Here is a 24,534-nt window from a genome sequence, read left to right as displayed (position 1 = left end):
TCGCGCTGTGAACCGCGTTACGCGGTTCACAGAGTTCGATCAGTTTTTCAGTACCCAGATCTTGCGCGTGGTTTCCAGCACTTTCCAGGTGCCGACGAAGCCGGGCTTCAAAACGAACGTATCGCCTGCGCGAACAGTGACCGTTTCTCCACCATCCTCGGTGATTTCTGAAACGCCGGACAGGATCACACATAATTCCCACGCATCCTGCTTCATCGAACGGTAGGCACCTGGCGTGACTTCCCATACGCCGGTCGCCACGGTTTCGTCTTGAGTTTTATCGACATTCCAGTTGCGGCAGATCTGGTTGCCTTCGAGTTGCCGCTCAGGCAGCGGCGAATAGACACGATGCGGTTCTCCGAGATTATTCAGCGGGAATTGGATGAACGACGACATGATTGAGTCTCCGGGTTACTGAGCACAGGTGATAAGTATTTGCAAGTCGGCGAAGGCTGCACGCCGGAATTGCCTCCGTCTCGACAGTTGTGACGGAACATGGTCGCGGAGCTTCGAGAGAAAGCGGGTTTCGACGGGAGCGGAAAAATCCTGCAAAGGCTCAGTGATTTTATTTTTATTATTTCTCGTTGGAGTTAAATTAAAGTAAATATAAGATTTTGTTTTTATTAATGTTAATAAATCGAGAATGGTGGTCGACTAGTTTATCGTCGTTGTCGGATGCCTTAAACATTGTCAATGTTCGATGCGATTTGGTGCTACGGAGCTGCTCTGCGCATCTGCTGCGAGAGGGTGACCTGTTACCCGTTGCACGCAGATCATTGTGAAGATGGCCGTGGCTCGCGACGTCCTTGCAGCATATCAAGGCTCGGCGGGGGCTAAATGATCAAGGCGCGCTATGTTTAGGCGCAGGCGCAGTTCGGGCCGGTCGGCTCCCCAGGGCTGGATCTATCGAGTTCAGCGCCCAGTCAAGATCATGGCGATAGCGACTATGGTGGCAATAGACCCGACAAAGCCAGCTGCGACGGCCGATAGCGCAATGAGGGCTTCTTTGTCTTGGGCGCGAGGGAAGAGGCGCCGTGCGATCTTTATCAAGTTGAACTCTAGTGTCCAGCGGGCAGCGCAATAATCGACAGCAACGCGCGATATATGGGGTATTCAAGACTTCAAACGGCCTATCGTTTGTGCTGCCAGATCGTCTTAAGGCGATTCGATGTCGCGTTAAATCTAGTCGGTCAGAAACTCAATGGAAGTTTGAGTTTCCGCCCCTCGCGACGCGGGAAATTCGCCTACCCCGCGAAGGCGGGGAGGAGGGCACGGTGAGGCGCTGTGGCGTGAGGCAGATCACACAGTCGCCCGTTTAATTGCGTATGTGCGGGGTCAACTGAAGCGAAAGTGCGACAGCCTGAAGTCCTCGTCCCCTTTCTTACTGCACCGAATCACACTCAATGTAGGGTGCAGAGGACCATTCCGTTGTCCATTTTGTTTCCGTGCTTGCGTGACGTTGCCATGGAAGGAACGGGATGAGGGTACCGTCGGACACTTGATACGAATACCACCGTGTTCCGTCCGCCACATAGCTGTGGATCGAGGAAACCGGTTGGATAGCACATTGTTCGTCTGCATTCATCCGGGTGTTGATCACGAAGATTCTGCTATGTGCCTCAAGTTGGCTCACGATCTCAAGCAGATCCTCCGCCATAGCCGAGAGAAAAGTGTCAATTGGATATTCGTCTTGCTCGGTCTTCCTACCAGACTGGATGAGGAAGCAAGTTGGAGGAACTGCAACACATCGAAAGGCTGTGTAAGGAGAAAGTAGTTTGCTTCTGGCCGGGTTCTTGTCTTCCCAGCTGGCCTTGGTCAATAGCATCGATGCGGTTGTATATCTAACTCGAGCGCAATGTGTTCGAACCGACGAAACGCACGTCGTCGATTGCGTCGAAAAACGCTAATCATAGTATGTAGAATCGCAGTATGCAATCGCGGACATTTTCGGGATGTCCGTTAATCCCTCACAATGTCACCTCGTTTCTGTCTTTGCCGCCAACGTCCGGCGCCGCCGGCTCGAACTAGGCCTTTCCCAAGAAGCACTTGCCGAGTTGGCAGGAGTGCACCGAACCTATGTTGGGATGCTGGAGAGGCGCGAGAAGAACGTGACGATCTATAACATTGAGCGTATCGCGCAAGCTCTGGATGTTTTGCCCGCGTCGTTGCTGGAGTACTAGCGATAGGCTTTCCATAGTCCCGCGTGGTGAGCGTTTTCTCGGATAAATCTACCCGCATAGATTCCCGGAGAAAGCGGCGCACCGTGTACCAATAACTCAACTTACGGGGCTCAAGTCTCACGTTTTGGAGGGAATCGCACATCAGCATGCGTACTACGGTGGGGCGTTCGCGTCGCCGGACGCCGCGGACCCGACGCTCAGTGCGGGAAGGCAGATCCGTTTGGGTGTAACTCACATCGGACGCTAATCTTCCCCAGATTGCCTGATTGATCTCGGCATCGAGCTTCGCAGAACTCCCGCATTCACGATGAGCGTTAGTGACTTGGGCTAAGCGTGCTGGCTTCCACCCGGTTGCCTCTGCTGCGGACAAGGAACATGAGGAGTGAAATACATCTGCTCAGCAGCGGTCGGATTCAATCAAGTCTCCAGCCTTGAATGCAACTGGCCTGTGCCGTCACAAGAAACGTTGGTTTAGCGATTTTGGCTAGTTTAGCTGTACAGCAAAACTAGCCAAAATCGCTAAAGAAAGGGATTCTCCGCGATCGTGTAGCCAACTACAGACTGGTCGATTGTTTTTGTTTATCGATAATAGAATTGTAATTTTATTTGGCTATTGATGAGGTCGCTAGATCCATGGAAGACTTATGGTGAAACTCGTCGATCTCGGAAGTTATTTGGGTAACAGACCAGTCAAACGACACAGATTTTGAGCCCATACCCATACCTAAGCGGAAGTTATTTGGATAATTTTTCGGAAGCCATTTGAGTTCCTCTACAAGCAGCAGCGCGAGAACGAACGACCCCCTCTCGTGCAGTCAACCTCATCTCCACCCAAGGCCCGGAGCGACATGCTCCAGAATGGCTTCGATAGTGTGCGCGCAATAATCGACACCCAACTGGTTCGGCACCGTCAGCAGTAGCGTGTCGGCTTCTGCAATCGCTTCGTCTTCCGCAAGCGCCCGAATCAGGCGGTCGGGTTCGGCTGCGTAGGAACGACTAAAGATCAGCCGCAAGTCGCCAAAATAACCGATCTGATCGCGGCTCTGCGCGTCGCCGCCAAAATGACGGCGATCGTCATCATTCACCAATGCGAAAATGCTACGGCTGACCGATACGCGCGGTTCGCGAGCATGCCCAGCCTCGCGCCAGGCTTCGCGGTACGCGCGAATCTGCGCCGCCTGCTGGATGTGAAAGGGGCGGCCGTCTTCGTCATCCTTGAGCGTGGAGCTTTGCAGATTCATGCCAAGCCGCGCCGCCCAGACCGCCGTCGCGATGGTGCTCGAACCCCACCAGATGCGCTCGTGCAAGCGCTCGGAGTGCGGCTCAAGTCGCAGCAAGCCAGGCGGGTTGGGAAACATGGCTTGCGGACTCGGTTCGGCAAATCCCTCGCCACGCAGCACGTTCAGGAGTACTTCGGTATGACGTCGCGCCATGTCGATGCCGGTTTCTCCCTCGGCGGGTGCGTAGCCGAAGTGGCGCCAGCCGTCGATAACCTGCTCCGGCGAGCCTCGACTGATGCCCAGTTGCAGGCGTGAGCCCGCGATCAGGTCCGCTGCGCCTGCGGCTTCGGCCATGTAGAGCGGGTTTTCGTAGCGCATATCGATCACGGCCGTGCCGATCTCGATACGTCGCGTGCGTGCGCCAATCGCAGCGAGAAGCGGAAAGGGCGACGAGAGTTGCTGCGCGAAATGATGGACCCTGAAGTACGCACCATCGGCGCCGAGGGCTTCTGCCGCGACGGCGAGTTCGATCGATTGCTGAAGTGCGTCGGCCGCTGAGCGCGTTTGCGAATGCGCAGAAGGTGTCCAATGACCGAACGAGAGGAAGCCGATATTTTTCATCGAATTCAAATGTAGGCGCGTGTGCGGGGCAATGATCGATTGCAGAAGATGAGAGCGGCTTTCTCATCGCCGCTTTCTTCTTCGATGAACGCTGCGCGACAAACTCAAGGCAGCGGACCATGCAAACTCAGAAAATCAGGTTCACGCTGAGATAGCTTTCCAGCGCCCAATTGACCTTGGGATAAATCTCGGCGTTCTTCACTACGCCAAGACCGACCTGCACGAATGCGCCGGGCAGAATGTGGTACGCGTAGCTTGCGGTGATCGACGCCAGGTTGTTGGCCGTATCAAGGCCACGGAACTCGGTATTCAAGGCTGAACGGCTCAGCGAGTTGTCGGTGAAGACCAGCGAGGCCATATCGAGCGGGCGACCGGGAATAATGCCGAGCCCGTAAACACGCGCTTCGAAATATCGCGAGAAGAGGTTCATATTGGGCGGCGCATAGGTGAAGGACGCGCCTGCATAAATGCCCCGGAACGGCATGCCAGGATCGGGCTGGGTCAACTGGTAGTCGATGGCGGCGTAAGCGCCGCGATTGCTCGAGGTGCCGCCCGTGTCGAAGCGGGTGTACTGGGTCCAGTTGTACACGCCGCCCGCACGGAACCAGAGGTTGTGCTGGTCGGGCGCCGAGGGCCGGTTATAGCCGAATTCGTTCATCACGAGTGCTTTCGTGCCCGGATACGAGAGACGCATGCCGAAGCGTTCGCTATCGACGATCGTCTGAACGGCCTCGTTGGGAATGGCCCGTACGATGGCGACCTTGTCGTAGAAGTGATTCGGCGCGTTGTATTTGATGGTGATGCCCGGCGTGTTCAAACCGGGGAAGGCGGCACCGACCACGCCGATGAACGCGGCCGACGGGCCCAGTGAACCATTGGCAAAGCTGCCGGCCACATTGGCGCCCATGAATTCGTTCGCCAGCACCATATAGCCGACCTTCACTTCGAACGTATCGTGAAGGAAGGGCTGGAAGTAGGTCAGACTGCCGATATCGACGTTCTTCGGCCCGTTGAGATCGTTCGCGGCGTTGGTGAGCGCATTGAGTTGAAACTCGAATTGCCCGCCTTCCAGTCCGATGCGGCTCGCGTCGTAAGTCATGGCGATGCCGGTGCTGCCGAAGTAGTAAGTGGGGCGGCGGCCGTTGTAGTTCGCGCCTGGCGTGTTGTTCCCGCGCAGGTCGTAGGCGAAACCATTGAGGCTGTAGCCCAGGAAGTAGAGGCCGTTATCGGCCAGTTTGGTGCGGAGGCCACCCGCGTCGCCGATCAGCGAGTCGCTGGCAAGCGGGAAGGGCGTCGCCCAGCCCTTGACCCCGAGTTGATCGTAGTTATTGGTCGGCGGCGGCGGTACGGTGGCCGCCGGTGTGCCAGGCGTGCTCGAGGGACGTGCCGAGATCGTCGGTTTGCCGACCGGCGCGGTGTTCTGCGCGGTTTGTTGAACGTCATCGTTACCGGCATCCTGCGCGGTCTTTTGCGCATCGTTCTGCGCGCTGGCCTGGGCGAGCGCAACGCTGGACCACATGGCTGCACAGGCAGCCGCAATCACGAACTTCATGAGTATGTCTCCTTGCTTCTTCTAGATATGACGTGGGATCAGTGGAAACTGTCTTACGTGCTGAAGATTATTAAAATGTAGGAAAACTAAATAAATTCAATCGACAGCCGGATTAATCCGGCATGTGAGGTTTTTTAAGCCGTGAAGTCTTGCTCTGGCGAAGCGGATTTCAGTGGGAGGATGCAGCCTGTCCAGCCATTGCGTGCTCGCGTTTGATCGATTTTGGCGAAGCGAGCAATTGCAACAGGCCAATCAGCGTGGTCAGTGCGACACCCACTGCGAAGGCGGGCCCATAGGTATGGAGGCGATCGTAGACCGATCCTGCGCCCATGCCGCCTATCGTGCCGCCAATCATTCCGGTTGCGAGAATGACACCGTAGAGAATCGGAAACGCCTTGGTGCCGAAATAGTTCGTGAGCGTGGTGATCCAGCAGACCTGGCCGGCGCCGTAGCCGAATCCGAACACGATCCCGAAGGCCGCCAGGGCCGCAAAGCCGGACGGTGCGATCGCTAGTGCGAGGCCGGCGCTGAGCATCAGCATGGCGCCGGCGCCCAGCAGGTGAGGCGGGATGCGGTCGCCAAGCAGCCCGGCAGCCGCATTGCCGGCCAGCGAAGCCGCGACAATGATCGAGAGCGCCGTTGCTGCGCTGGTGGAGCTATAGCCGATGTCGTGCAGATGCTCGATGCCATGCGAGAGGAAGAACACCCAGACGATGCAGGTCGTCAGGCTGTAGAGCAGAAGATAGACATAGGGGCGCGTACGCATGGCTTCGCCAATCGGCCAATGGGTCGGCGTCTTGTAGACGCGCGTCCTCGATGCTTCACGATCCACCACGGGCACGCTCACGTCGATACTGTGCGGGTCGGCGGAGAGATTGCGCGGAATCATCCACAGGATCAGCAAACCCGCCACGACGAAACAGCCGAGCGTCACCCACCACGCGTCGCGCCAACTGCCGGTCTTGTCGATCAGCCAGGCATAGGCCGGCGACGTGACCACCCCCGAAATATCGATCGCCGAGAGAATCACGGACACGGCGAGCGCGCGGCGGTTGCGAAACCACGTCGCAACGATCGTCTGAACCGGCAGCACGCCGGAAGCGCCGACCCCGAGGCCGATCACGAGGCCATACGAGAGAATGAACGAAGGACCGGACGAGACGACGGTGGCCATCAGGATTGCGCCGATCATGGCCAGCGTCACGCCGGCCAGCGCAACATTGCGAATGCCGAAGAAACGAAAGCCGAGCGCGACACACGGTGCGGACAGGCTCATGAGGGCGACGAAGAGGCTGATGCCTGCGCCCAGCACCGTGCGATCCATTTTCAGGGCGACGGCCATATGGGCATTGATCACGGCCGCGCCGATCACGGGGGACGACACGATCAACGCGACGATGAACCACAACGGAATCAGTTTCCAGGTCGGCGCATGTCCTGAGGCCGAAGCCGCTGCCGAAGATGATGCGTCGCTTTCCCCGGGCCGGGGAAACGGAATATTCGCTGCCGTGTTGCTGCTCTCCATCTGATGCATGACTGTCTCCGCTCCGTATCCTGTTTGAGGCGAATCGCCGGATTCGCTCTCTCGGTCTGATGTGGCCTATGCGGCTCTGTTGCGTAGTTCGATGCGTCTGTCCGGCTCACTGCCCCGTCTCGTAGGTGTCGTAAGGCTCGGGCGGAACCGGGATCAGTTGCGGGGCGCGATCCTTGCTGTAACTCGTGCTCGGGCGCGGCGGTTCGTCGTACGTTGCGTCCCCTTCATTGAGCGGCGGCTCCGGCGGCGGCACGGCATCGACCCAGCTTTTGTAGTAGTCGGCTGCAAACGTTGAATATACGCGCAGGTGCCAGATGCGCCAGCCCGCTTCGGTGCGGATGAAATCCACCGAATAGCGCAGCCAGTTCCAGAAGGCGATGTGCGGCGATCCCTCCACCCAGAAGAACTTGTGCGCCTCGTGGCCCGGTGAATTCCACACGGCCTTCGCCGTTTGCGCATCGCCGGCCACTTCGATGATGGGGGTCGTCAGGGTGTGCTCGACCATCTCGCCACGCAGGTCGCGCGGCGTGAGGTCTTTCTCGAACAGCACTCCAAAGCAGCGGCGGGCGGCATCGCGGCCGTAGTAACGCCCGAAAGGCGCGTCGATCGACAAGTCGTCGCGATCCGCGAAAAGTCCGACGATGCGCTCGTTCAGATAGGCCGAGTGCAGGTACTGGTATTGGCTCATGAGGTTCTGGATCTCGACCGTGGCTTCGAGACGTTCGATCCTCTTTTCGAGCGACAGCTGGCGGCTCATTGTGTCCACTCCCGTTATCAATACAAGGCGTCGAGGTGCTTGCCCGGGCCTTGGCCCAGCAACACACGGCCTGCAAGCGATTGCGCGTAACGCCAGTCGAGAACGGCGTGACTGCGCATCACCTGGCTATTGCGGTTGATCAGATCGAGCGGATGCCCGTCGCGGTGAATGCTCGCACCCGCGTTTTGCACGAGGGTGTCGACGGCCTTCAGCGCTTCGGTGCCGCTGCCGGTCACGGCCAGATTCAAGCGGGCGCGCTCTTCCAGCGACGGGTTTTCGCTGCCGCGTGCGTAGAGTCGTTCCGTGCGGGCGACGGCATCGTCGAGCAGCAGGCGTGCGATCTGGGCCTGCTGGACCGCCTCGCCATACGCCGAGTGATTGCCGGCTTCCTCGGCCAGCGGCTGGCCGGTGGCGGGGCGTACGCGGTTGCCGATGATCGACGGATACAGTTCGAGCGCCGCTTCGGCCGTGCCCACCGCAACGGCGCCGTGGATCAACGACAGCACGCGATACATCGGATATTGCAGCGCTTCATACGACGGGAAGAGTTGGGCGCCATCGTTCTCGCGCGAGGAATAGCGCACGAAGTCGACGACACGGTGCGCCGGAATGAACGCATCCTTCAGTTCGAAGTCGTTAGAGCCGGTTCCGCGCATACCGGGTACGTGCCAGGTGTCGTGAATCGTGCCTTCGCCGATACGGGCGACGACCGCGAGCGGGCCGGTTGCCGGCCCACCGGCGGAGACGACCACCCAGTTCGAGTGCAGGATTGCCGATGCGAATCGCCAGCGTCCCGTCACGCGATATCCACCGTCGACCGCTTCCGCCTTGCCGGGCGGCGCGGCTGCCGCGGCGGCGAGCCCAAAGCCGTCCGCGAAGATCTCGGCCTGCGCCTGTGCATTCAGACGCGAAAGCAGCCATTCGTGCGAGATCAGGAACGCCGCTACCCAGCCCGCCGAGGCATCGCCGCGCGAGATGTGGCGCACGATGTCGATGAACTCGCCAAAGCGGATCGCCGCGCCGCCCACCTCGGCGGGGCGCATCGCCGTGAACAGACCGGCCTCGCGGAACGCGGCGATGAGCGCATCGGGAATCCGGCGCGACGTATCCGCTTGCTGGGCATATTCGCGCGCGAGGGGCGCGAGATCCACCGCAGCCTGAATCAAGGTTGCCGGACGCAGCCGGCCTTCGCTAATCACTGTCATTTTTTTGTCCCAAGGGTGTTGGCGATCTGGGCCTCGACGTTCGGCAGGCCGCCTGCGAAGGTCTTGTCTTCCGTTCGGCCGAGGGCGTCGCGGCCACTCAACTCGGCCAGCGGATCGAAGCGGATCGCGCCATGCGAGCAGAGGACGCGGATGTCACGGTGAAAGCGCTGAACCGGATTGGCCAGGGCGAACGCGGCGGAGCCCAGTGCGGATTCGAGATCGGCAATCGCGTCGGAGCACAGGCGGATTGCAAAGACGAGTTCCATGTGCATGCGCGTCGCTTCGACCTGGGTCAGATCGAGGCCCGCTGCGCTCAGCCGGTCGATGCCGTCGGCAATGCGCTCGATGGTGCCGCGCGCCACGTCGATGCCGGCCTGCGAGCGGCCCCCGCTGATTTGTGCGCCGGGGCAGTCCGCAATGGTCGGATACTGCGGCAGATTGAACGGCGTCCGTTTGGGCGCCTGCTGGATGAAGCATTCCAGCGCGCCTTCCGCCATGCCCACCGCGACCGCTGCCAGGTTCAGCGTGATGACGACGATGCGCGCCTGATCGCGCCACGTGAAAGCGGTTCCCTCGTAACGGTCCTTCAGGGCATCCATGCGGGCGGGAAGCTCGGCGAGATCGAACATCCGGTGAGCGGGCACGAAGACTTCGTCCTCGATCACGATGGTGTTGCTCGCCGTTCCCGCCATACCGGCGGTGTTCCAGTCGTTCAGGATTGCGTAGGTTTCGCGCGGCAGCAACACGAGTCCGCGCGCGGGGCCGTTCGCACCTTCGAAATCCGCACCGACCATCGCCCATTCGGCGGTGCGGCAACCGCTCGCAAAGCCCCAGCGACCGCGCACCATCCAGCCGCCCTCGACCTGTCGCGCGGTGCCGACCTGGCGCGCGAAGATCGAGGCCGCCACCAGACGCGGGCCATTCAGGCTGCGGCCGCTGCTGAAGACTTCGCGCACGGCTTCATCCGGGTACGCCACGACCAGCAGATGGTTATTGGCCGCCGTGCCGGTCAGCCAGCCCGCCGAGCCATCGCCGCGGCCGACTTCGCGGAGCACTTCGACGATGTCGCGCGCACCGGCGGCGAGGCCGCCATATTCCATCGGCGTGCCCAGATCGAAGACGCCAATCGCACCCAGGCGCTTCGAAATCTCCACGGTGAGCGAGCGCTGGCGCTCGGCTTCGTCCGCCTGCGCCCGCAATGCCGGAACGAGTTCCGCCACTTCGCGCCGCATCTGCGCGGCGCTTTTCGACAACGTGCTGTCCGGCGAGAACAACGCTCGCCCCGAAGAGGATCGACCCTGATTCAATAGGTCCTTGACTGCCTGCGCTGTGTCGTTCATCGGTTCATCCTTTTATTCGCAACTTGTGTGCGGTGGTATCGCATCGCTATCGGGTCGGCGCGGCGGGCGGAGGCGGCGCCGCGGCGCTCCAGTGCTCGGTCATCACCCCGTCGCGTACGCGGAACATGGTCGGGATAAAGCGCTCGAGGCCGCGATCGTTGACGCCCTGAAGCAGCAATGCGACGACATCGCCATCGTTCATCACGCAGATGGGCATGGGTGGCCACAGATCGACACCGGCTGCGGCCGCACCGCGGAAGAACTGCGCAAGCGACTCGCGTCCGTCGGCGAGATGCGGATCGTGTTGTCGATAGGTATCCGAAATAAATTTCGCCAGAAGATCGTCGATGCCTTCGGCCACTCGCCCGCTTGCAATCAGTTGCGCCAACTCGCGCTGGAACGCGACGGCGACCAGCTTGCGCGCCGTGTCGGCAGGATCGGCGGAACGGACCAGTCGTTCCACATAGTCGTCGTCGTCCATCCATCGACGAAAGAACGACGGGTCCGAGATCGTGGCGATGGGTCCGTCGAATCGATATCCCTCGGCGACGGCTGGCCTCTCTGTGCTCATGTGCTCCTCCTCGTGTCGATTGCGAAACGCCTTCCGGTCATGCCGGACGCGTCGTATCGCGATGAAGCGCAGTTTCTTGGAAACGAAACGGTTCTGTCAATGATCGAATTGAGCGATAGGGAAACTCCCTAGACGTCTCTTGATGCAAGCGAGGGTGGGCGATCAGGTGATCGATAGTTAGCAGAAAATCCTATGAAACCAGTATTTATAAGGATTAAGAAGAGATCGCGACGCTGCGTGCAAGTGCTGGAATCCGCCGCGGGCACGCGCGGTTGACCAGGGTTGACCATGATCTTGCGGCGTTAGACTGGTGCGGATATAGTACTAAAACGTACACTTTGAAGCCGGGGGCATTCATGGGATTCTTGTCTCACCAGGATGGGCCGCTCAGTCGCGATGGCGCTGTAGCCGAAGAGGGCGCCGCGCCGTCGACGCCCGCTGGCGGTCTGTCACCCGACGCGTTCAGGCAGGCGTTTCGCACGCATCCCGCCGGGGTCGCGGTCATCACGGCTGACGACGGCAACGGGCCGGTCGGGCTGACGGCGACTTCGGTCTTCTCGGTCAGCGCGGAGCCGCCCTTATTCGCTTTCTCGCTCTCGTCGGCATCGACCACGGCCCAGGCTATCGCCAACGCCGGGACGGTCGTGATCCATCTGCTGGGCGTTGAGCAACGCCACGTCGCGCAGATCTTTTCGACGAGGGGCGTGGACCGTTTCGCGGACACCACGCTATGGGATCGCCTGCCGGGCGGCGAGCCGTATCTCGTCGATGCGCCCGTGCGGGTGCTCGGCCGTGTTGTCGAGCAATTGCGCATGCAGGTGGGCGGCGCGATCGTCATCGCATGCCATGCGCTTGACGCACATGTTTCGCTCTCCCAGGAACATGCACCGCTCGTCTATCACGACCGCGCCTGGCATCGGATCGACGTGAAATCCAGGCTGCCGGAGTAGTCCGGCACGCTATCCCCACCCATTCGACCAAGGAAGACAATGCCGAAACTACTGATTGTGATCGCGAGCACGCGCCCGGGGCGGCTCGGCCTGCCCATCGCCCGCTGGGCAGCCGAAGCCGCAAGAAAGCACGAGGGTTTCGAGGTTGACATCGCCGACCTCGCCGAACTCGATCTGCCGCTCTTCAACGAGCCGCATCATCCACGCATGGGCAACTACACGAGCGAGCGCACGCGCAAGTGGAGCGAGCTGGTCGGCTCCGCGGATGCGTTCCTTTTTGTCACGCCGGAATACAACTATGGCGCGCCGGCGAGCCTGCTCAACGCGATCACCTACCTGTACTGGGAGTGGACGTACAAGCCGGTTGGCTTCGTGAGCTATGGCGGCTTGTCGGGCGGCCTGCGCGCCGTGCAGGCGCTCAAGGAAGCGGTAACGGCGGTTCGCATGATGCCGATTTCGGACGGCGTCGCCATTCCCTTCGTGATGAAGCAGGTGCAGGACGGCGTGCTCTCGACCACGCCCATCATGGACGCCACGCTGCCGTTCCACCTCGACGAACTGCTGCGCTGGACCAACGCGCTGGAGCCCCTGCGCAAGGAAGTGCCGTTGCGCAAGCGCGAACTCCCGCCGGGTGCGCCCCCGCCGCCGCCGGGCGCGGGGCCGAAGCCTTAAGGCAGCCCGGACATCCATTCCAGCAAAGCACCGCCGCCGGCAAGGCGGTTCGCTGGCGGCGTGCATCACGAGACCGACCGTATCCGGCCGGCAGTTTTACATGGAATCAGCGATCGCTCTGATCGACAGGAGACAAGCAGTGGTTACCGTCGCGGATATCGCGTATGTGCGTTACCAGGTCACGGACCTCGCGCGCATGGAAGAGTTCTTGAGCGACTTTGGCCTGCACCGGGTCGCGCATACGGGCAGCGCCTTGTACATGCGCGCGGCGAGTCCCGTTCATCACGCGCATGTCAGCGAACTCGGCGAGCGCAATGCGACGCTGGGCTTCGGCTTTCTGGCGCAATCGCTGGCCGATCTTGAGCAACTCGCGGGCCGCCTGGGGTCGGTCGTGGAGGACAACCCCGAACCGGGCGGTGGCAAGCGCGTGCGTTTCACCGATCCCGCGGGGTTCGTGGTCGACGTGTTGCATGGACAGGCGCGTCACGCGCCGCTGCCCGCACGTGAGCCGTTTGCGATGAACGCCTCGGTAGAGCGGCAGCGCTTTGGCAAGACGATTCGCGTTGGCCGCAAGCCGAGTGCCGTCGTGCGTCTTGGTCATGTGGCCGTGCTGGTGCCGGATTTCGCGCAAACGCTGGCCTTTTACCGCGATGTGCTGGGCTTCCGTGTTTCGGACACCTATTGGGCCGGCAGCGACCAGAACACGATTGCGGCCTTTTTGCATTGCGGCCTGGGCGAACAGTGGACCGATCACCACACGATCGCGCTGGTGGCCACGCAGGACGGTGCGGCGCGCTTCGATCATTCGGCCTACGAAGTGATCGATCTAGACGATCTGTACCAGGGCGGCGAACATCTGCGCGAACGTGGCTACCAGCACACGTGGGGCGTGGGTCGTCACGTGCAGGGCAGCCAGATTTTCGATTACTGGCGCGATCCGTTCGGCAACAAGATCGAGCACTGGACCGACGGCGATCTCGTCAACGATCACACGCCGGTGGGCCATGCCGAAATCACCGACAACGAATTGAGCCAGTGGGCGCCGCCCCTGTCGCCGGAATTTTTCCGGTAATCGCTTTCCAGAACGTCTTTTCAGGAGACAGCTTAATGAAGCTCGCACGTTATACCTACGGCGATGTCACGACGATCGGTGCGGTGGTGGAGGATCGCGTCGTGCCGCTGGCGTCGCTCGATGCGTCGGCGCCGTCGACGATCCGCGAAGTGCTGGCCGCCGGTCCCGCGCTCATTGACCGGCTCACCGGCAAGCTGGCTGGCGCGACCTCCGGCGTGCCGCTTGCCGAGGTGCGTCTTGAAGCGCCGATTCCCGATCCGCAGAAGTACCTCGCCATCGGCATGAACTATCACGACCACGCCGAAGAGTCGGCGAAGGCGGGTATGACGGTGCCGAAGAACCAGTTGTGGTTCAACAAGCAGGTCACCTGCATTACGGGCCCGTACGATCCGATCTACAAACCGCGCGTCTCGGAGAAGATGGATTACGAGGCGGAACTGGGCGTGGTGATCGGCAAACGCTGCCGCTATGTGTCGGTCGAAGACGCGCCCAGCGTGATCGGCGGCTATTTCGTCGCCAATGATGTGAGCGCGCGCGACTGGCAATTCAAGAGCCCGACATTCACGCTCGGCAAATCTTTCGACAGCCACGGCCCGATTGGTCCGTGGATCACGACTGCCGATGACATCGACGATCCGCACGCGCTTCAGATGGAGCTGTGGGTGAATGGCGAGCCGCGTCAGAAAGCGAGCACGGGCGACATGATCCACAACATCTGGCAGCAAATTCATGAGCTATCCCAGGTGATGACGCTCGAACCCGGCGATCTGATTGCGACGGGCACATGCGCGAACGTGGGCATTGCGCTGGGGAAATTCCTGCAACCGGGCGATATCGTGCGTGTGGAAATCGAGCGCCTCGGTCACATCGAAAACGCGGTGGCCGACGAGCCGGTCTGACGCGCCAGTTGCCATGCTGAAACTGTTCGAATAGAGGAGAGGGTCGATGACTGTGGAATTCAAACCTGGTGTGCGCTATCGCATGCCCGCCGTGTTCGGTCCCGCACCGGGCCCGCGCCAGAAAGCCGATGGCACGATCTGGACGCCAGAAGAAACCGGCACGATGAAAGCCCAATGGATGACCGTGAGCTACCGCACGGAACGCGCGAGTCTGGAGCGGATCCTGCCGCCCGGGTTTGCGCTGCGTGGCGAGCCGGAGGTCCATGTATCGCTTGCCTGGTTTCATAACCTCTATTGGCTGGCCGGCCGCGGCTACGGCATTCTCAATGTCGAAGTGCCGGTCGTCTATCACGGCAAAACGGAAACCATCGACGGGGCATTTTGCCCGGTGCTGTTCGAAGGCATTCCGGATGCGATCCTGACGGGCCGTGAGGAACTGGGCTTTCCCAAACTCTTCGCGAACATCCCCGATCTACGCATCGATCACGCGACGGGCACCGCAGGCGGGGAGGCTTCGTGGTTCGATTTTCGCTTCTTCGAAATCGATCTGCACGGTCTTGAGGAAACCACCGGCGACAAGAAACTGCCGGGTCCCGGCGGCGCCACGTTGTTCTACAAATACATGCCCCGCACGGGGCCTTCAGGCAGCGGCGGTTGCGACATCGCGTATGCGACGACGTCGCAGCCGTTGCCCGGCGCGGCCGGCGATACCTCGCCAATCAAGTTCAGCGACGCGAATTTCCGCAAGTGGAAGGGGACGGGCGGATCGGTGAAATGGAATCGTGCGACCTTCGAGCAGTTGCCCACGACGTTCCATGTGGTCAACGGTCTCGCGGATCTTGAGATTGTCGAATATCTGGGCGCGGAAATGATCGAGTTCTCGGGACCGGGCGTGGCGGTGAGCGCCAACGTGATTCGTTCTGTGGAAGCCTGAATGCAGCACGGATCGCAAGGCAGTGCGACCCGTGCTCGTAAAAGAATATCGTGAGCATTACTTCATATTGATCGTTATCTAATCGGCTATTCATCGACAGCTGGATTCTTCTCTTACCCGGAATTGCGCAGATGCATGAACGATCCGTCATGGCAGATCGAAACCTGAATGAGTTTCGATTGATCGCGACGCTTGCCACATTGGCGGCGTTCGCGCCGTTTTCGACAGACATGTATCTCGCCGGATTTCCTGCGATGGCGGCTGCGTTCAACGCCGATTTGGGTTCAGTGCAGGCCACGCTTTCCGTGTTCGTGTTCGGTCTGGCCGCGGGGCAGGTTCTTTATGGCCCCGCGATTGACCGGTACGGGCGCAAACTTCCTCTGCAATTTGGCATCGCACTGTTTGCGCTGGCTTCGCTTGGACTTTGCTTCGCGCCTACGATCGGCGTCTTCGTCTTACTGCGGCTGCTTCAGGCAATCGGCGGTTGCAGCGGAATGATTATCTGCCGCGCGGTCGTTTCCGATCTCTATGACGAACGCGAGGCGGCCGACAAGTTCTTGGTCATCATGCTGGTCGGCTCGCTCGCGCCTATCGTGGCGCCCGTTGCGGGCGGCCTGATTGTCACGTGGCTTGGCTGGCGTGCGATATTCCTCTTTCTGAGTGTCTTTGGACTCGTTTGTCTCGCGGCCGTCAGCGTCATGTTGCCGGAGACGTTGCCCCCGCATGGACGCAGCAGCGCTGCATTCCGCGACGCAGCGCTGGCATCCGTGCGGTTGCTGCGCACTCGCGCGTTTGTCCTGCCGATGCTTGCAGGCGCACTGGCGTTCGCGGGTCTTTTTGCCTTCATATCCGGATCTCCCGCCGTTTTCATGTCGTTTTTCGGCATCGATCGAAGTCTGTATGGCTGGATCTTTGCAGGCGTCGTGGTCGGGATGATGGGATTCTCGCAGTGCTCGCGACGGCTGTTGCGCAAGATGTCGTCCGAGCGGGTTTTCGTCGTGTCGATGTCGGTCAACGTGCTTGGGGCGCTTGCGTTGCTACTGTGCGGGAGGCACGTTGCCGTCCAGATTTTCTTTCTCGTGCTGACCGTGTCGGTTTCGGGAATACCGCTTGCCGCGGCCACCAGCACGTCCAGGGCAATGGCAGCAGCAGGCGCGAACAGGGGAAGCGGGTCGGCGTTGCTCGGCCTGCTCCAGTTCGGACTCGCGGGTGTCACAAGTTCGCTCGCGGGCCACTTTTACGACGGCACGCCTTTGGCCATGTCGATCTGCATGCTGGTGCCCGGTTGCCTTTCTCTCGCCGCGTTCTTTCCGCTGCTCAGAGAACCTGCCTCGGAGCGGCACGCCTGACACTGGCATTCATATAAAAAGGGAAACTGAAATGAACGAGTCATCGATTAACTTGCCGCGCGCGCCAGCGTTCAATCTGGGCGGCAGGCGTGCGCTGGTCACGGGCGCGGGCCGAGGGATTGGCGCGGGTGCGGCTGCGGCGCTGGCAGACGCCGGTGCTGCCGTGACCCTGCTTGCGCGCACTGCCAGCGAAATCGATGAAGTTGCCGCTGTTATCCGTGATCGCGGCGGCGAAGCGCACGCCATCGCCGTTGACGTTAGCGACGCTGCCGCGATTCGCGCGCTCGTGAACGACCTGCCGCCATTCGACATTCTCGTGAACAACGCGGGCACGAATCGCCCAAAACCGATGGTGGACGTGACGCCGGCTGATTACAGCGCCGTCATGGATCTCAACGTTCGCGCGACGTATTTCGTATCGCAAGCCGTATGCGCGCGCATGGCGCAGGGCGCCATTCGGGGCTCGGTCATTCATGTCTCGTCGCAGATGGGGCATGTGGGTGCGGCCAACCGCACGCTCTATTGCATGTCCAAATTCGCGGTCGAGGGGCTCACTAAAGCGATGGCGGTCGAACTTGCGCCGCTGGGCATTCGCGTGAACTCGCTATGCCCGACATTCATCGAGACGCCGATGACAGCGGGTTTTCTCGCAGATGACGCTTTCCGCACGCAAGTCCTCAGCAAGATCAAGCTTGGCCGCCTCGCGCGTGTCGACGATCTGTTAGGCGGACTGATCTATCTCGCGAGCGACGCCTCTGGCATGGTCACGGGTTCTTCGTTGTTGATCGACGGCGGATGGACGGCTGACTAGCGCGTTTGTCGGGCCTCGCACGCGAAAGCGATGGGCGTCGATGATGGGAGCCGGACGCGCAGTGTACCGGCTCCCATGTTCAAACTGTGCAGCGGATTGCTCAGATGGCGATGCCCGCGTAGGGCACGTCCTTCTGGCCATAGCGGCGTACACGCAGATTCGCCTGTTCGCCGTGACCGGCGAAGCCCTCCAGCGCACACAGACGCGAGGTGTATTCACCGATTGTCGTCGACGCTTCGTCGGTCAGGACCTTCTGGTACGTGCAGGTCTTGAGGAACTTGCCGACCCACAAGCCGCCCGTGTAACGCGCGGCTTTTTTCGTCGGCAGCGTATGGTTGGTGCCAATGGCCTTGTCGCCAAATGCGACGTTGGTGCGCGGGCCGAGGAACAGCGCGCCATAGTTGGTCATGCGTTGCAGGAACCAGTCGGGGTCGCGGGTCATGACCTGAACGTGTTCCGAAGCAATTTCATCTGCAATGCGAAGCATTTCGTCATCGCTTTCAGCGACGATGACTTCACCGAATTTCTGCCACGCCTGGCGCGCGATATTGGCTGTGGGCAGGATGTCGAGCAGTCGCTCGACCTGTGCGATGGTGTCCCTGGCGAGCTTTTCCGAGGTGGTCAGCAAAATGGCGGGCGAATCGGGTCCGTGTTCTGCCTGACCCAGCAGGTCGGTGGCGCACATTTCGCCGTCCACGCTTTCGTCTGCGATCACCAGCGTTTCCGTCGGCCCCGCAAAGAGGTCGATGCCCACACGGCCGAAGAGCTGACGCTTGGCCTCCGCGACGAAGGCGTTGCCCGGCCCGACGAGCATGTCGACTGGCGCGATGCTGCGCGTGCCGATCGCCATCGCGCCAACGGCCTGGATGCCGCCGAGGCAATAGATCTCACTTGCGCCCGCCATGTGCTGCGCGGCGACGATCGCGGCAGCAGGCTTGCCATTGAAGGGCGGGGCGCAGGTGATGATGCGCTTGACGCCGGCGACGCGCGCCGTGATCACGGACATATGCGCGGACGCCAGCAATGGGTATTTGCCGCCCGGTACATAACACCCAGCGGCATTGACGGGGATATTCCGATGACCAAGCACCACACCCGGCAGCGTCTCGACTTCGATGTCGCGCACAGAGGCGCGCTGATGCTTCGCGAAATTCTCGACCTGTGTCTGAGCGAACTGGATATCGGCAAGGTCGCGCGGCGAGAGTTGCGACAGACACTCGTCGATCTCCTTTTGCGTCAGGCGGTAGTCGTCGCGGTCCAGCTTGTCGAACTTGATCGAGAGATCGCGCACGGCTGCGTCGCCGCGCGCCTCGATATCGGCGAGCGTCGATTCCACCGTTTCGCGCACTTCTTTTGCCGCCGCCTTGACCACTTCGGCTTCAGCGCCTTTCTTGAGCCATATCGCCATGCCACATCTCCGTATCGTCGTTGAACAGGGTTTTGCATACGTATGCAATTGCAAGCACATTAGATCATTGGCGCAGTGGCGGCAAGCAAATCGGCGTTAGCGTAAACCCGCGCGGGGGTGTCAGCGGGCGCGGACGGCGGCGGGCGGGGCCCAGGTGCGGCGGTCGCCTTCGACGGTGATGCCAGCGTTCGGCTTTCTCGCGGAGTCGCGCACGATCAGTTGGCCGCTGACGACGTCCTGGACCGGCGCGGCCGGTTGATCCGCGAGCTGGCGAAGCACGATCTCGACGGTGCGCTCGACCATGCGGCCGACCGGCTGGCTGTACGTGGTGAGTCCAAAGATGGGCCATGTGCCCATGAGGATGTCGTCGAAGCCCACGATCGAAAGATCGGTGCCGGGTTCAAGGCCGAATTCGCCGCGTGCGATGCTGATGGCGATCAGCGCCATATGGTCGTTGGCGCAGAAAACGGCATCGGGCGCGCGCTTGAGCGAGAGCAGTGCACGAATGGCGCGTTCCGCGCCCGCAGCGGAATAGCCGCCGACCTGTCGCTCGATCTGTTGTATGCCGTGTTTGGCGAGACATTGCGTAAAGCCGGCTTCGCGATCCCGGCTCGTCGACGACTGTTCGAGCCCGGCGACATAGGCGAAGCGGCGATGGCCGCCCGCGAGAAGATACTCCGCGACCCGCTTGCCGCCTTTGCGGTTTTCTCCCGTGACGCTGGAGGAGGCGTCGCTGTCGGTCTTGCGGTTGAACATGACGACCGGCAGCCCAATCTGGAGGCACTCCTCAGCGAAGCGCGACGAAAGACCGGTCGAGACGAGTACGAGGGCGTCCACCTTGTAGCGCAGCACTTCCTCCAGAACCGGATCGGACGGCATATCCTGGTCGGTGGTGAACAGCAGTACGCGATACCCTTGAGTCGCAAAAGCCGCGGAAAGCTGCTCCAGCGCCTGCTGATAAAACGGATTGCCGTTGCCGGGGACCACGACGCCAATGAGATGCGAGCGCCCCATGATCAAGGAACGGGCCACCAGATTGGGGCGATAGCCGAGCTGTTCAGCGGCCGCAAGGACGCGTTCGCGCGTGGCGGGTGACGCGCTGGCGCCCGGGGTGAAGACACGCGATACAGCCGATTGCGATACGCCAGCAAGTTTGGCCACTTCGTGTGCGGTGGCCGGGCGCCGGGTCGGACCGCTGCTGCTCATGAACGAACTCCTTTCGTCATCTCTTGATCGTTTGTTCTCGATGATGCTTTTCGCTCGACAAATCAAGGCGATTGCGAATAGCGAGGACGCCGCTGACCCGATCAATCGGCGTGCGGATGCATGGTATCATCGAACTGTTTAGTTCTCGCCCACGCGACATACCTGCCTGGTCGCGCACGCCGCCCACGAGAACGTAAAGGGCGCGCCAGACCCCTGGTCAGTACGAGCAAGGTTTGCAGAAATGACGATCAATAGCCGCGAAAACGGTTCGCCAGCATACGGGCAGGAGCCTCCATATCGAACCGGGAAGCCCATGAGAAAACAGAAATCGCAAAAGGCCGCACAGGACATTGATCAAGACGATACGGTTTTGACGTCAGCGCCGGGGAAGCCGAATCACGAATCCTCGCCGAAAGCGGCGGGTTCGTCTCGCCCGCGTAGTGAAATCCGGCTTGAAAATCTTCGTCGTGTGGTGCTGGAACTGGTTGCGGCCCGCGGAATCGAGGGCGTCACGATCGACGCGATCGCGACCGCCGCGCAAGCTTCGAAGCAAACGCTCTACAAGCGCTGGCCGACTAAATCGGAACTCATTCGCGACGCTATTCGCATGAGTTTCGACGGGGCGCATCCTGGCGACCCGGGCGACCTTGGGTCCTTGCGCGAAGAACTGCGCCTCATTCTGGAATCCGCCGCAGCCATGCTGCGCACGAACCGGCGTCTGATCATCGCGCTGATCGACGGCGGCCAGCGCGATCCGATCATCATGGCGCTCATGCGGCAGGAGACGCGCGAAAACTATCGCGAGTCGCTACAGCGACCGATGAAGCGGGCCATTGCGCGGGGGGAGATTGGTCCGGAAACGGATCTGAACCTCGTGTCCGAAATTGCACTACCTGTGCTTTTGCATCGCGCCATGCTCGACGAGATCATTGATGATCGCGTGGTGCGTATGTTGCTCGACGATGTCCTCATGAAACTCGTCAGCAAGTAACTTCTTTTTATGCGCGATAGCCGGCGCGGGTGTGTGGCAGCGTTGGCTGCTCGCCCGGCAGGCCTGCATTGCGTTCGCTGTTTTCTCTGAATCAACCGTGCCGGTGCTGGCTTCAGCGCCTGCAAGTCATCAAGCACGGTTGAGTGTCCCCTGTTCCCGGTCTCCTGGCGATATTCGCGCGGCTACGCGCGTGACCTGTAGCGCCTTTTAGTATTCAACGGAACAACTCGAAAACTGCGAGGTGGCTATTGGCCACAATCATGCAGGATTCCATATGACGACGCAGCGCTCGTTTGAGTAGTGCACGCAAGCTTGTCCGAGGGCCGCGGATGGCATGAGGGGCGGTAGGTGCAGCAAGGGTCGTGTTCGAGTCCATGATCGGCGGTTTTGGGCCGGAAAGCGTTGGTGTTTTCCCGGATTATAGCCTGTCGATGCGGTTGAAGTATAAAAAGGTACGATTCTGTACTGTTGAAATTTTGATTGATCTCACCCTTGGCTCGCTTCGGCCATTGAGCGCCCGATGATCCGCCTTCTGGTGACGAATCGTCGTGGCGCTAAATAAATCCCGTAAAAAGGCGCGTATCTATCAGGCTGGCACCTGAGGAATTGAGGGTGACGCACACTCGCGTGAGCTGGCTGGCAAGGGTTTTCATGCTTGAATTCGTAGATTTTTGTGGATACAGTACGTTTCCGTTCACTTTGTTTTTTGCGGGAGCATCACGGTGATCGGCGTGGCATCCATTACTCAAATTCAATACATGCAGGAGAACGAACATGGCAGGAAAGCTCGACGGTCAGGTTTGCGTCATCATCGGCGGTGGCCGCAACCTCGGTAAGCAGATTGCGCACACCTTTGCGGAGCAGGGGGCGAAAGTCGTCGTAGTCGGCCGCTCGCTTGCGCCGCTCGAGGCCGTGGTCGCTTCGGTCGAAGCGGCCGGGGGCCATGCTTCGGCGATTGCCGCCGACGTCACCCGGGTTGACGAAAACGCACGCCTGGTTTCAGAGGTCGATGCCCGCTATGGGCGTCTCGACATTCTCGTCAACAGCGCGGGCATCTTCGTCAATCCCGTGTTCGCGGAAACGACGGAGACCGAGTGGAACGACATCATGGACATCAACCTGAAGGCGGTGTTCTTCGCCGTGCAGAAGGCCGCGCCGGTCATGGCGCGCACCGGCGGCAATGTGATCAACTTCTCCTCGGTAATGGGTGTCAAGGCCCGCGTAGGCAGCGCGGTCTATGCGGCGGCGAAGGCGGGTGTCATCAATATGACCCGTGCGCTCGCACTCGAACTGGGTCCGCAGAAAATTCGCGTCAATGCGATTGCGCCAGGCTTCACGCTCGAACCCGATCAGGCGCATGAAATCCCGCCTGGCGTGGTGGCGGAGATGACCGCGGGCCTGCCCGCCGGGCGCCCGGGAACCGCGGCGGAAATCGCCGCTGCTGCGCTGTATCTTGCTTCGCCGGAGGCGTCGTTTACGACCGGTACGACGATCTTTGTCGACGGGGGGGAGACCGCGCGATGACCGTCCTGGACTTCGGCTCACTCGTGCTCGGTGCGGGTGGCTTCGGGGATACGCTCGACCGCGAACAGAGCTTCGCCATACTCGATGCCTTCATCGAAGCGGGCGGCCAGGCGATCGATACCGCCGACGCCTATTCGGTGTGGGTGCCCGGGCACACCGGCGGCGAGTCCGAGTCGATTCTCGGCGACTGGCTCGCATCGCGCGGAACGCGAAACCGGGTGACGATTGCCACGAAGGTCGGCAATAAACCGGATCGTGCCGGGCTCTCGCGAGAGAACATCACGCGGGCGATTGACGAGTCGCTTGTGCGCTTGCGCACCGACCGGGTCGATCTTTACTATGCGCACCGCGACGACCCGGATCAGCCGCAGGAGGAGGTGCTGAGCGCCTTCGATGAACTGGTGCGTGCGGGGAAGGTGCGCGAGATCGGTGCGTCGAACTTTACGGCGGATCGGCTGCGAAGCGCGGCAGCGATCGCTGCGCGAGAAGGGTTCACGCCGTATGCGGTGGCCCAGGATCACTACAACCTCGTCGAGCGCGAGCCTGAGCTGGCGTTGCTGCCGACCATCGCCGAACTGGGGATCGTGGAGGTTCCGTGGGGAGGTCTGGCGCATGGCTTTCTCGCGGGCGCGTACGGGCAGGGCGACGCCGTTCCGCCGCCGTGGACCGGGCTCGTTGCGATGTATTGGGCAGACGCGCGCAAAGCCGATCTACTCGACCTGTTGAAGGACCTCGCAGCGGCGCATCGCGTGTCGCCGGCGGCCATCGCACTCGCGTGGCTTGCCGCGCAACCTGCCGTGGCGGCGCCTGTCAGTGCAGCGTTGAGCGTGCAGCAACTGACCGAACTGTTGCAGGCCGCGTCGGTTCAGCTCACGACCGGCGAACTCGCGCAACTGTCCGAGGCTTGCGCGCCGATTCCGAAAACATCATGAAACATGGGCCGGAAGCGAAGCTCCCGGCCCATGTTTGTCATTCTTCAGCGCGGCAGGAACGATTCCCTAGACGACCCCGGAGTTGCCGGTCGCAGCAATGATCTGGCCGGTGATATAACTCGCATCGTCGGACGCCAGGAAGGTAATGAGCGGCGTGACATCGTCGGGACGCCCAACCCGTTGCACGACGCTCGTAGCCGTCATCTTGTCCGCGACTTCCTTGAACGCCGGCGGCATCTTCGTGATATCCATCGTCAAGGCGCCAGGCGCGATGGCGTTCACGCAGATTCCATGCTCAGCCAGTTCGCGCGAGTGCGTCTTCGTCATGCCGATAATGGCGGCTTTGGCTCCGCAGTAGTCCGAACCGCCGCTTGGCTCGCCATACATGCCAGCGGTGGAGGTGACGTTGATAATCTTGCCTTTGACCTGGTTGTCGATCATCCACTTCACCGCCGGGGACGTGCAAAATGCCGTGCCCTTCACGTGGACATTGAAGACTTCATCCCAGCGTGCCTCGTCCAGCTCGGCAACCTTGGCGAACGACACAATGCCGGCGTTGTTGACCAGAATATCGATGCGGCCAAACGCTTCGACAGCCGTATTCACCAGCATTTCACCTGCGGAGCGGGTGCCGATTTTCGCAACCGCCGCCACGGCCTTGCCGCCGGCATCGGTAATTTCGTTGGCGACCTGATCTGCGCTGTCATTGATGTCGTTGACGACGACACTGCACCCTTCTTTCGCCAGCGCAAGCGCATAGGCCCGCCCGAGTCCGAGCGGACTGCCCGCACCCGTCACGATCGCGA

Annotated in this window: 22 protein-coding genes; 11 read left to right on the top strand and 11 right to left on the bottom strand. The window is 60.9% G+C overall.

Going from position 1 to position 24,534, the window contains the following annotated elements; translation table 11 throughout:
- Window positions 1–39: 39 nt before the first annotated feature.
- Complete coding sequence (locus U5782_RS02930; RefSeq protein ID WP_321887279.1) at window positions 40–396, bottom strand: cupin domain-containing protein; 357 nt, start codon at window positions 394–396, stop codon at window positions 40–42.
- Between the two features lie 1,556 nt (window positions 397–1,952).
- On the opposite strand from U5782_RS02930, the gene U5782_RS02925 reads away from it, so the two are divergent.
- A complete protein-coding gene (locus tag U5782_RS02925) occupies window positions 1,953–2,180 on the top strand; it encodes a helix-turn-helix transcriptional regulator (protein ID WP_321887280.1) in 228 nt (75 codons plus the stop codon).
- 821 nt (window positions 2,181–3,001) lie between these two features.
- Here U5782_RS02925 and U5782_RS02920 read toward each other — a convergent pair.
- The 7 genes from U5782_RS02920 to U5782_RS02890 form a co-directional block, all read right to left on the bottom strand.
- The gene (locus U5782_RS02920) at window positions 3,002–4,021 is read right to left on the bottom strand and encodes an LLM class flavin-dependent oxidoreductase (RefSeq protein ID WP_322042535.1); all 1,020 of its coding nucleotides are present in this window, start codon (window positions 4,019–4,021) and stop codon (window positions 3,002–3,004) included.
- A 127-nt stretch (window positions 4,022–4,148) separates the two neighbouring features.
- Window positions 4,149–5,573, bottom strand: a complete 1,425-nt coding sequence (locus tag U5782_RS02915) for a carbohydrate porin (protein ID WP_322042358.1) — start codon at window positions 5,571–5,573, stop codon at window positions 4,149–4,151.
- Between the two features lie 169 nt (window positions 5,574–5,742).
- Window positions 5,743–7,107: an MFS transporter gene (locus U5782_RS02910; RefSeq protein WP_322042357.1), complete on the bottom strand. Its 1,365-nt coding sequence runs from the start codon at window positions 7,105–7,107 to the stop codon at window positions 5,743–5,745.
- A gap of 106 nt (window positions 7,108–7,213) precedes the next feature.
- Window positions 7,214–7,864 carry a nuclear transport factor 2 family protein gene (locus U5782_RS02905; RefSeq protein ID WP_322042356.1) on the bottom strand — a complete coding sequence of 217 codons (651 nt, stop codon included), beginning with the start codon at window positions 7,862–7,864 and terminating at the stop codon, window positions 7,214–7,216.
- 17 nt (window positions 7,865–7,881) lie between these two features.
- The gene (locus U5782_RS02900) at window positions 7,882–9,069 is read right to left on the bottom strand and encodes an acyl-CoA dehydrogenase family protein (RefSeq protein WP_322042355.1); all 1,188 of its coding nucleotides are present in this window, start codon (window positions 9,067–9,069) and stop codon (window positions 7,882–7,884) included.
- Window positions 9,066–10,409, bottom strand: a complete 1,344-nt coding sequence (locus tag U5782_RS02895) for an acyl-CoA dehydrogenase family protein (RefSeq protein ID WP_322042354.1) — start codon at window positions 10,407–10,409, stop codon at window positions 9,066–9,068. Before U5782_RS02895 ends, U5782_RS02900 begins: the two co-directional genes overlap by 4 nt.
- Before the next feature lie 46 nt (window positions 10,410–10,455).
- Entirely contained in the window at window positions 10,456–10,890 is a 435-nt protein-coding gene (locus U5782_RS02890) for a hypothetical protein (RefSeq protein ID WP_322042353.1), read from the bottom strand.
- Window positions 10,891–11,336: 446 nt separating this feature from the next.
- On the opposite strand from U5782_RS02890, the gene U5782_RS02885 reads away from it, so the two are divergent.
- The 7 genes from U5782_RS02885 (at window position 11,337) to U5782_RS02855 (ending at window position 17,667) form a co-directional block, all read left to right on the top strand.
- A complete protein-coding gene (locus U5782_RS02885) occupies window positions 11,337–11,930 on the top strand; it encodes a flavin reductase family protein (protein ID WP_322042352.1) in 594 nt (197 codons plus the stop codon).
- A 39-nt stretch (window positions 11,931–11,969) separates the two neighbouring features.
- Window positions 11,970–12,602, top strand: a complete 633-nt coding sequence (locus tag U5782_RS02880; RefSeq protein WP_322042351.1) for an NAD(P)H-dependent oxidoreductase — start codon at window positions 11,970–11,972, stop codon at window positions 12,600–12,602.
- 139 nt (window positions 12,603–12,741) lie between these two features.
- Window positions 12,742–13,674: a VOC family protein gene (locus tag U5782_RS02875; RefSeq protein ID WP_322042350.1), complete on the top strand. Its 933-nt coding sequence runs from the start codon at window positions 12,742–12,744 to the stop codon at window positions 13,672–13,674.
- A 35-nt stretch (window positions 13,675–13,709) separates the two neighbouring features.
- Window positions 13,710–14,573: a fumarylacetoacetate hydrolase family protein gene (locus U5782_RS02870; protein ID WP_322042349.1), complete on the top strand. Its 864-nt coding sequence runs from the start codon at window positions 13,710–13,712 to the stop codon at window positions 14,571–14,573.
- A 46-nt stretch (window positions 14,574–14,619) separates the two neighbouring features.
- Window positions 14,620–15,507 carry an acetoacetate decarboxylase family protein gene (locus U5782_RS02865; protein ID WP_322042348.1) on the top strand — a complete coding sequence of 296 codons (888 nt, stop codon included), beginning with the start codon at window positions 14,620–14,622 and terminating at the stop codon, window positions 15,505–15,507.
- Between the two features lie 149 nt (window positions 15,508–15,656).
- On the top strand, window positions 15,657–16,856 hold the full coding sequence (locus tag U5782_RS02860; protein WP_322042347.1) for a multidrug effflux MFS transporter: 1,200 nt from the start codon (window positions 15,657–15,659) through the stop codon (window positions 16,854–16,856).
- Window positions 16,857–16,887: 31 nt separating this feature from the next.
- Complete coding sequence (locus U5782_RS02855) at window positions 16,888–17,667, top strand: SDR family NAD(P)-dependent oxidoreductase (RefSeq protein ID WP_322042346.1); 780 nt, start codon at window positions 16,888–16,890, stop codon at window positions 17,665–17,667.
- Between the two features lie 100 nt (window positions 17,668–17,767).
- On the opposite strand, the gene hisD is transcribed toward U5782_RS02855, so the two are convergent.
- Entirely contained in the window at window positions 17,768–19,075 is a 1,308-nt protein-coding gene (gene hisD / locus U5782_RS02850) for a histidinol dehydrogenase (RefSeq protein ID WP_322042345.1), read from the bottom strand.
- A 120-nt stretch (window positions 19,076–19,195) separates the two neighbouring features.
- Window positions 19,196–20,281, bottom strand: coding sequence for a LacI family DNA-binding transcriptional regulator (locus tag U5782_RS02845; RefSeq protein ID WP_322042344.1), 1,086 nt, complete (start codon window positions 20,279–20,281; stop codon window positions 19,196–19,198).
- Between the two features lie 241 nt (window positions 20,282–20,522).
- Between U5782_RS02845 and U5782_RS02840 the strand changes: the two genes are divergently transcribed.
- The 3 genes from U5782_RS02840 to U5782_RS02830 all read left to right on the top strand — a co-directional run bounded on the left by U5782_RS02840 (window position 20,523) and on the right by U5782_RS02830 (window position 23,728).
- Window positions 20,523–21,272 carry a TetR/AcrR family transcriptional regulator gene (locus U5782_RS02840; protein ID WP_322042343.1) on the top strand — a complete coding sequence of 250 codons (750 nt, stop codon included), beginning with the start codon at window positions 20,523–20,525 and terminating at the stop codon, window positions 21,270–21,272.
- Between the two features lie 774 nt (window positions 21,273–22,046).
- Window positions 22,047–22,796, top strand: a complete 750-nt coding sequence (locus tag U5782_RS02835) for an SDR family oxidoreductase (protein WP_322042342.1) — start codon at window positions 22,047–22,049, stop codon at window positions 22,794–22,796.
- Entirely contained in the window at window positions 22,793–23,728 is a 936-nt protein-coding gene (locus tag U5782_RS02830; RefSeq protein ID WP_322042341.1) for an aldo/keto reductase, read from the top strand. The genes U5782_RS02835 and U5782_RS02830 overlap by 4 nt, the downstream gene beginning before the upstream one ends.
- A 66-nt stretch (window positions 23,729–23,794) precedes the next feature.
- Here the strand turns inward: U5782_RS02830 and U5782_RS02825 are convergent, their stop codons facing one another.
- A complete protein-coding gene (locus tag U5782_RS02825) occupies window positions 23,795–24,526 on the bottom strand; it encodes an SDR family NAD(P)-dependent oxidoreductase (protein WP_322042340.1) in 732 nt (243 codons plus the stop codon).
- Window positions 24,527–24,534: the final 8 nt, after the last annotated feature.

The sequence above is a fragment of the Paraburkholderia sp. J67 genome, from assembly GCF_905220265.1.
GTDB lineage: Bacteria > Pseudomonadota > Gammaproteobacteria > Burkholderiales > Burkholderiaceae > Paraburkholderia.
The sequence above is the reverse complement of the archived record's forward strand: the minus strand, read 5'-3'. Positions and strand labels throughout refer to the sequence as shown.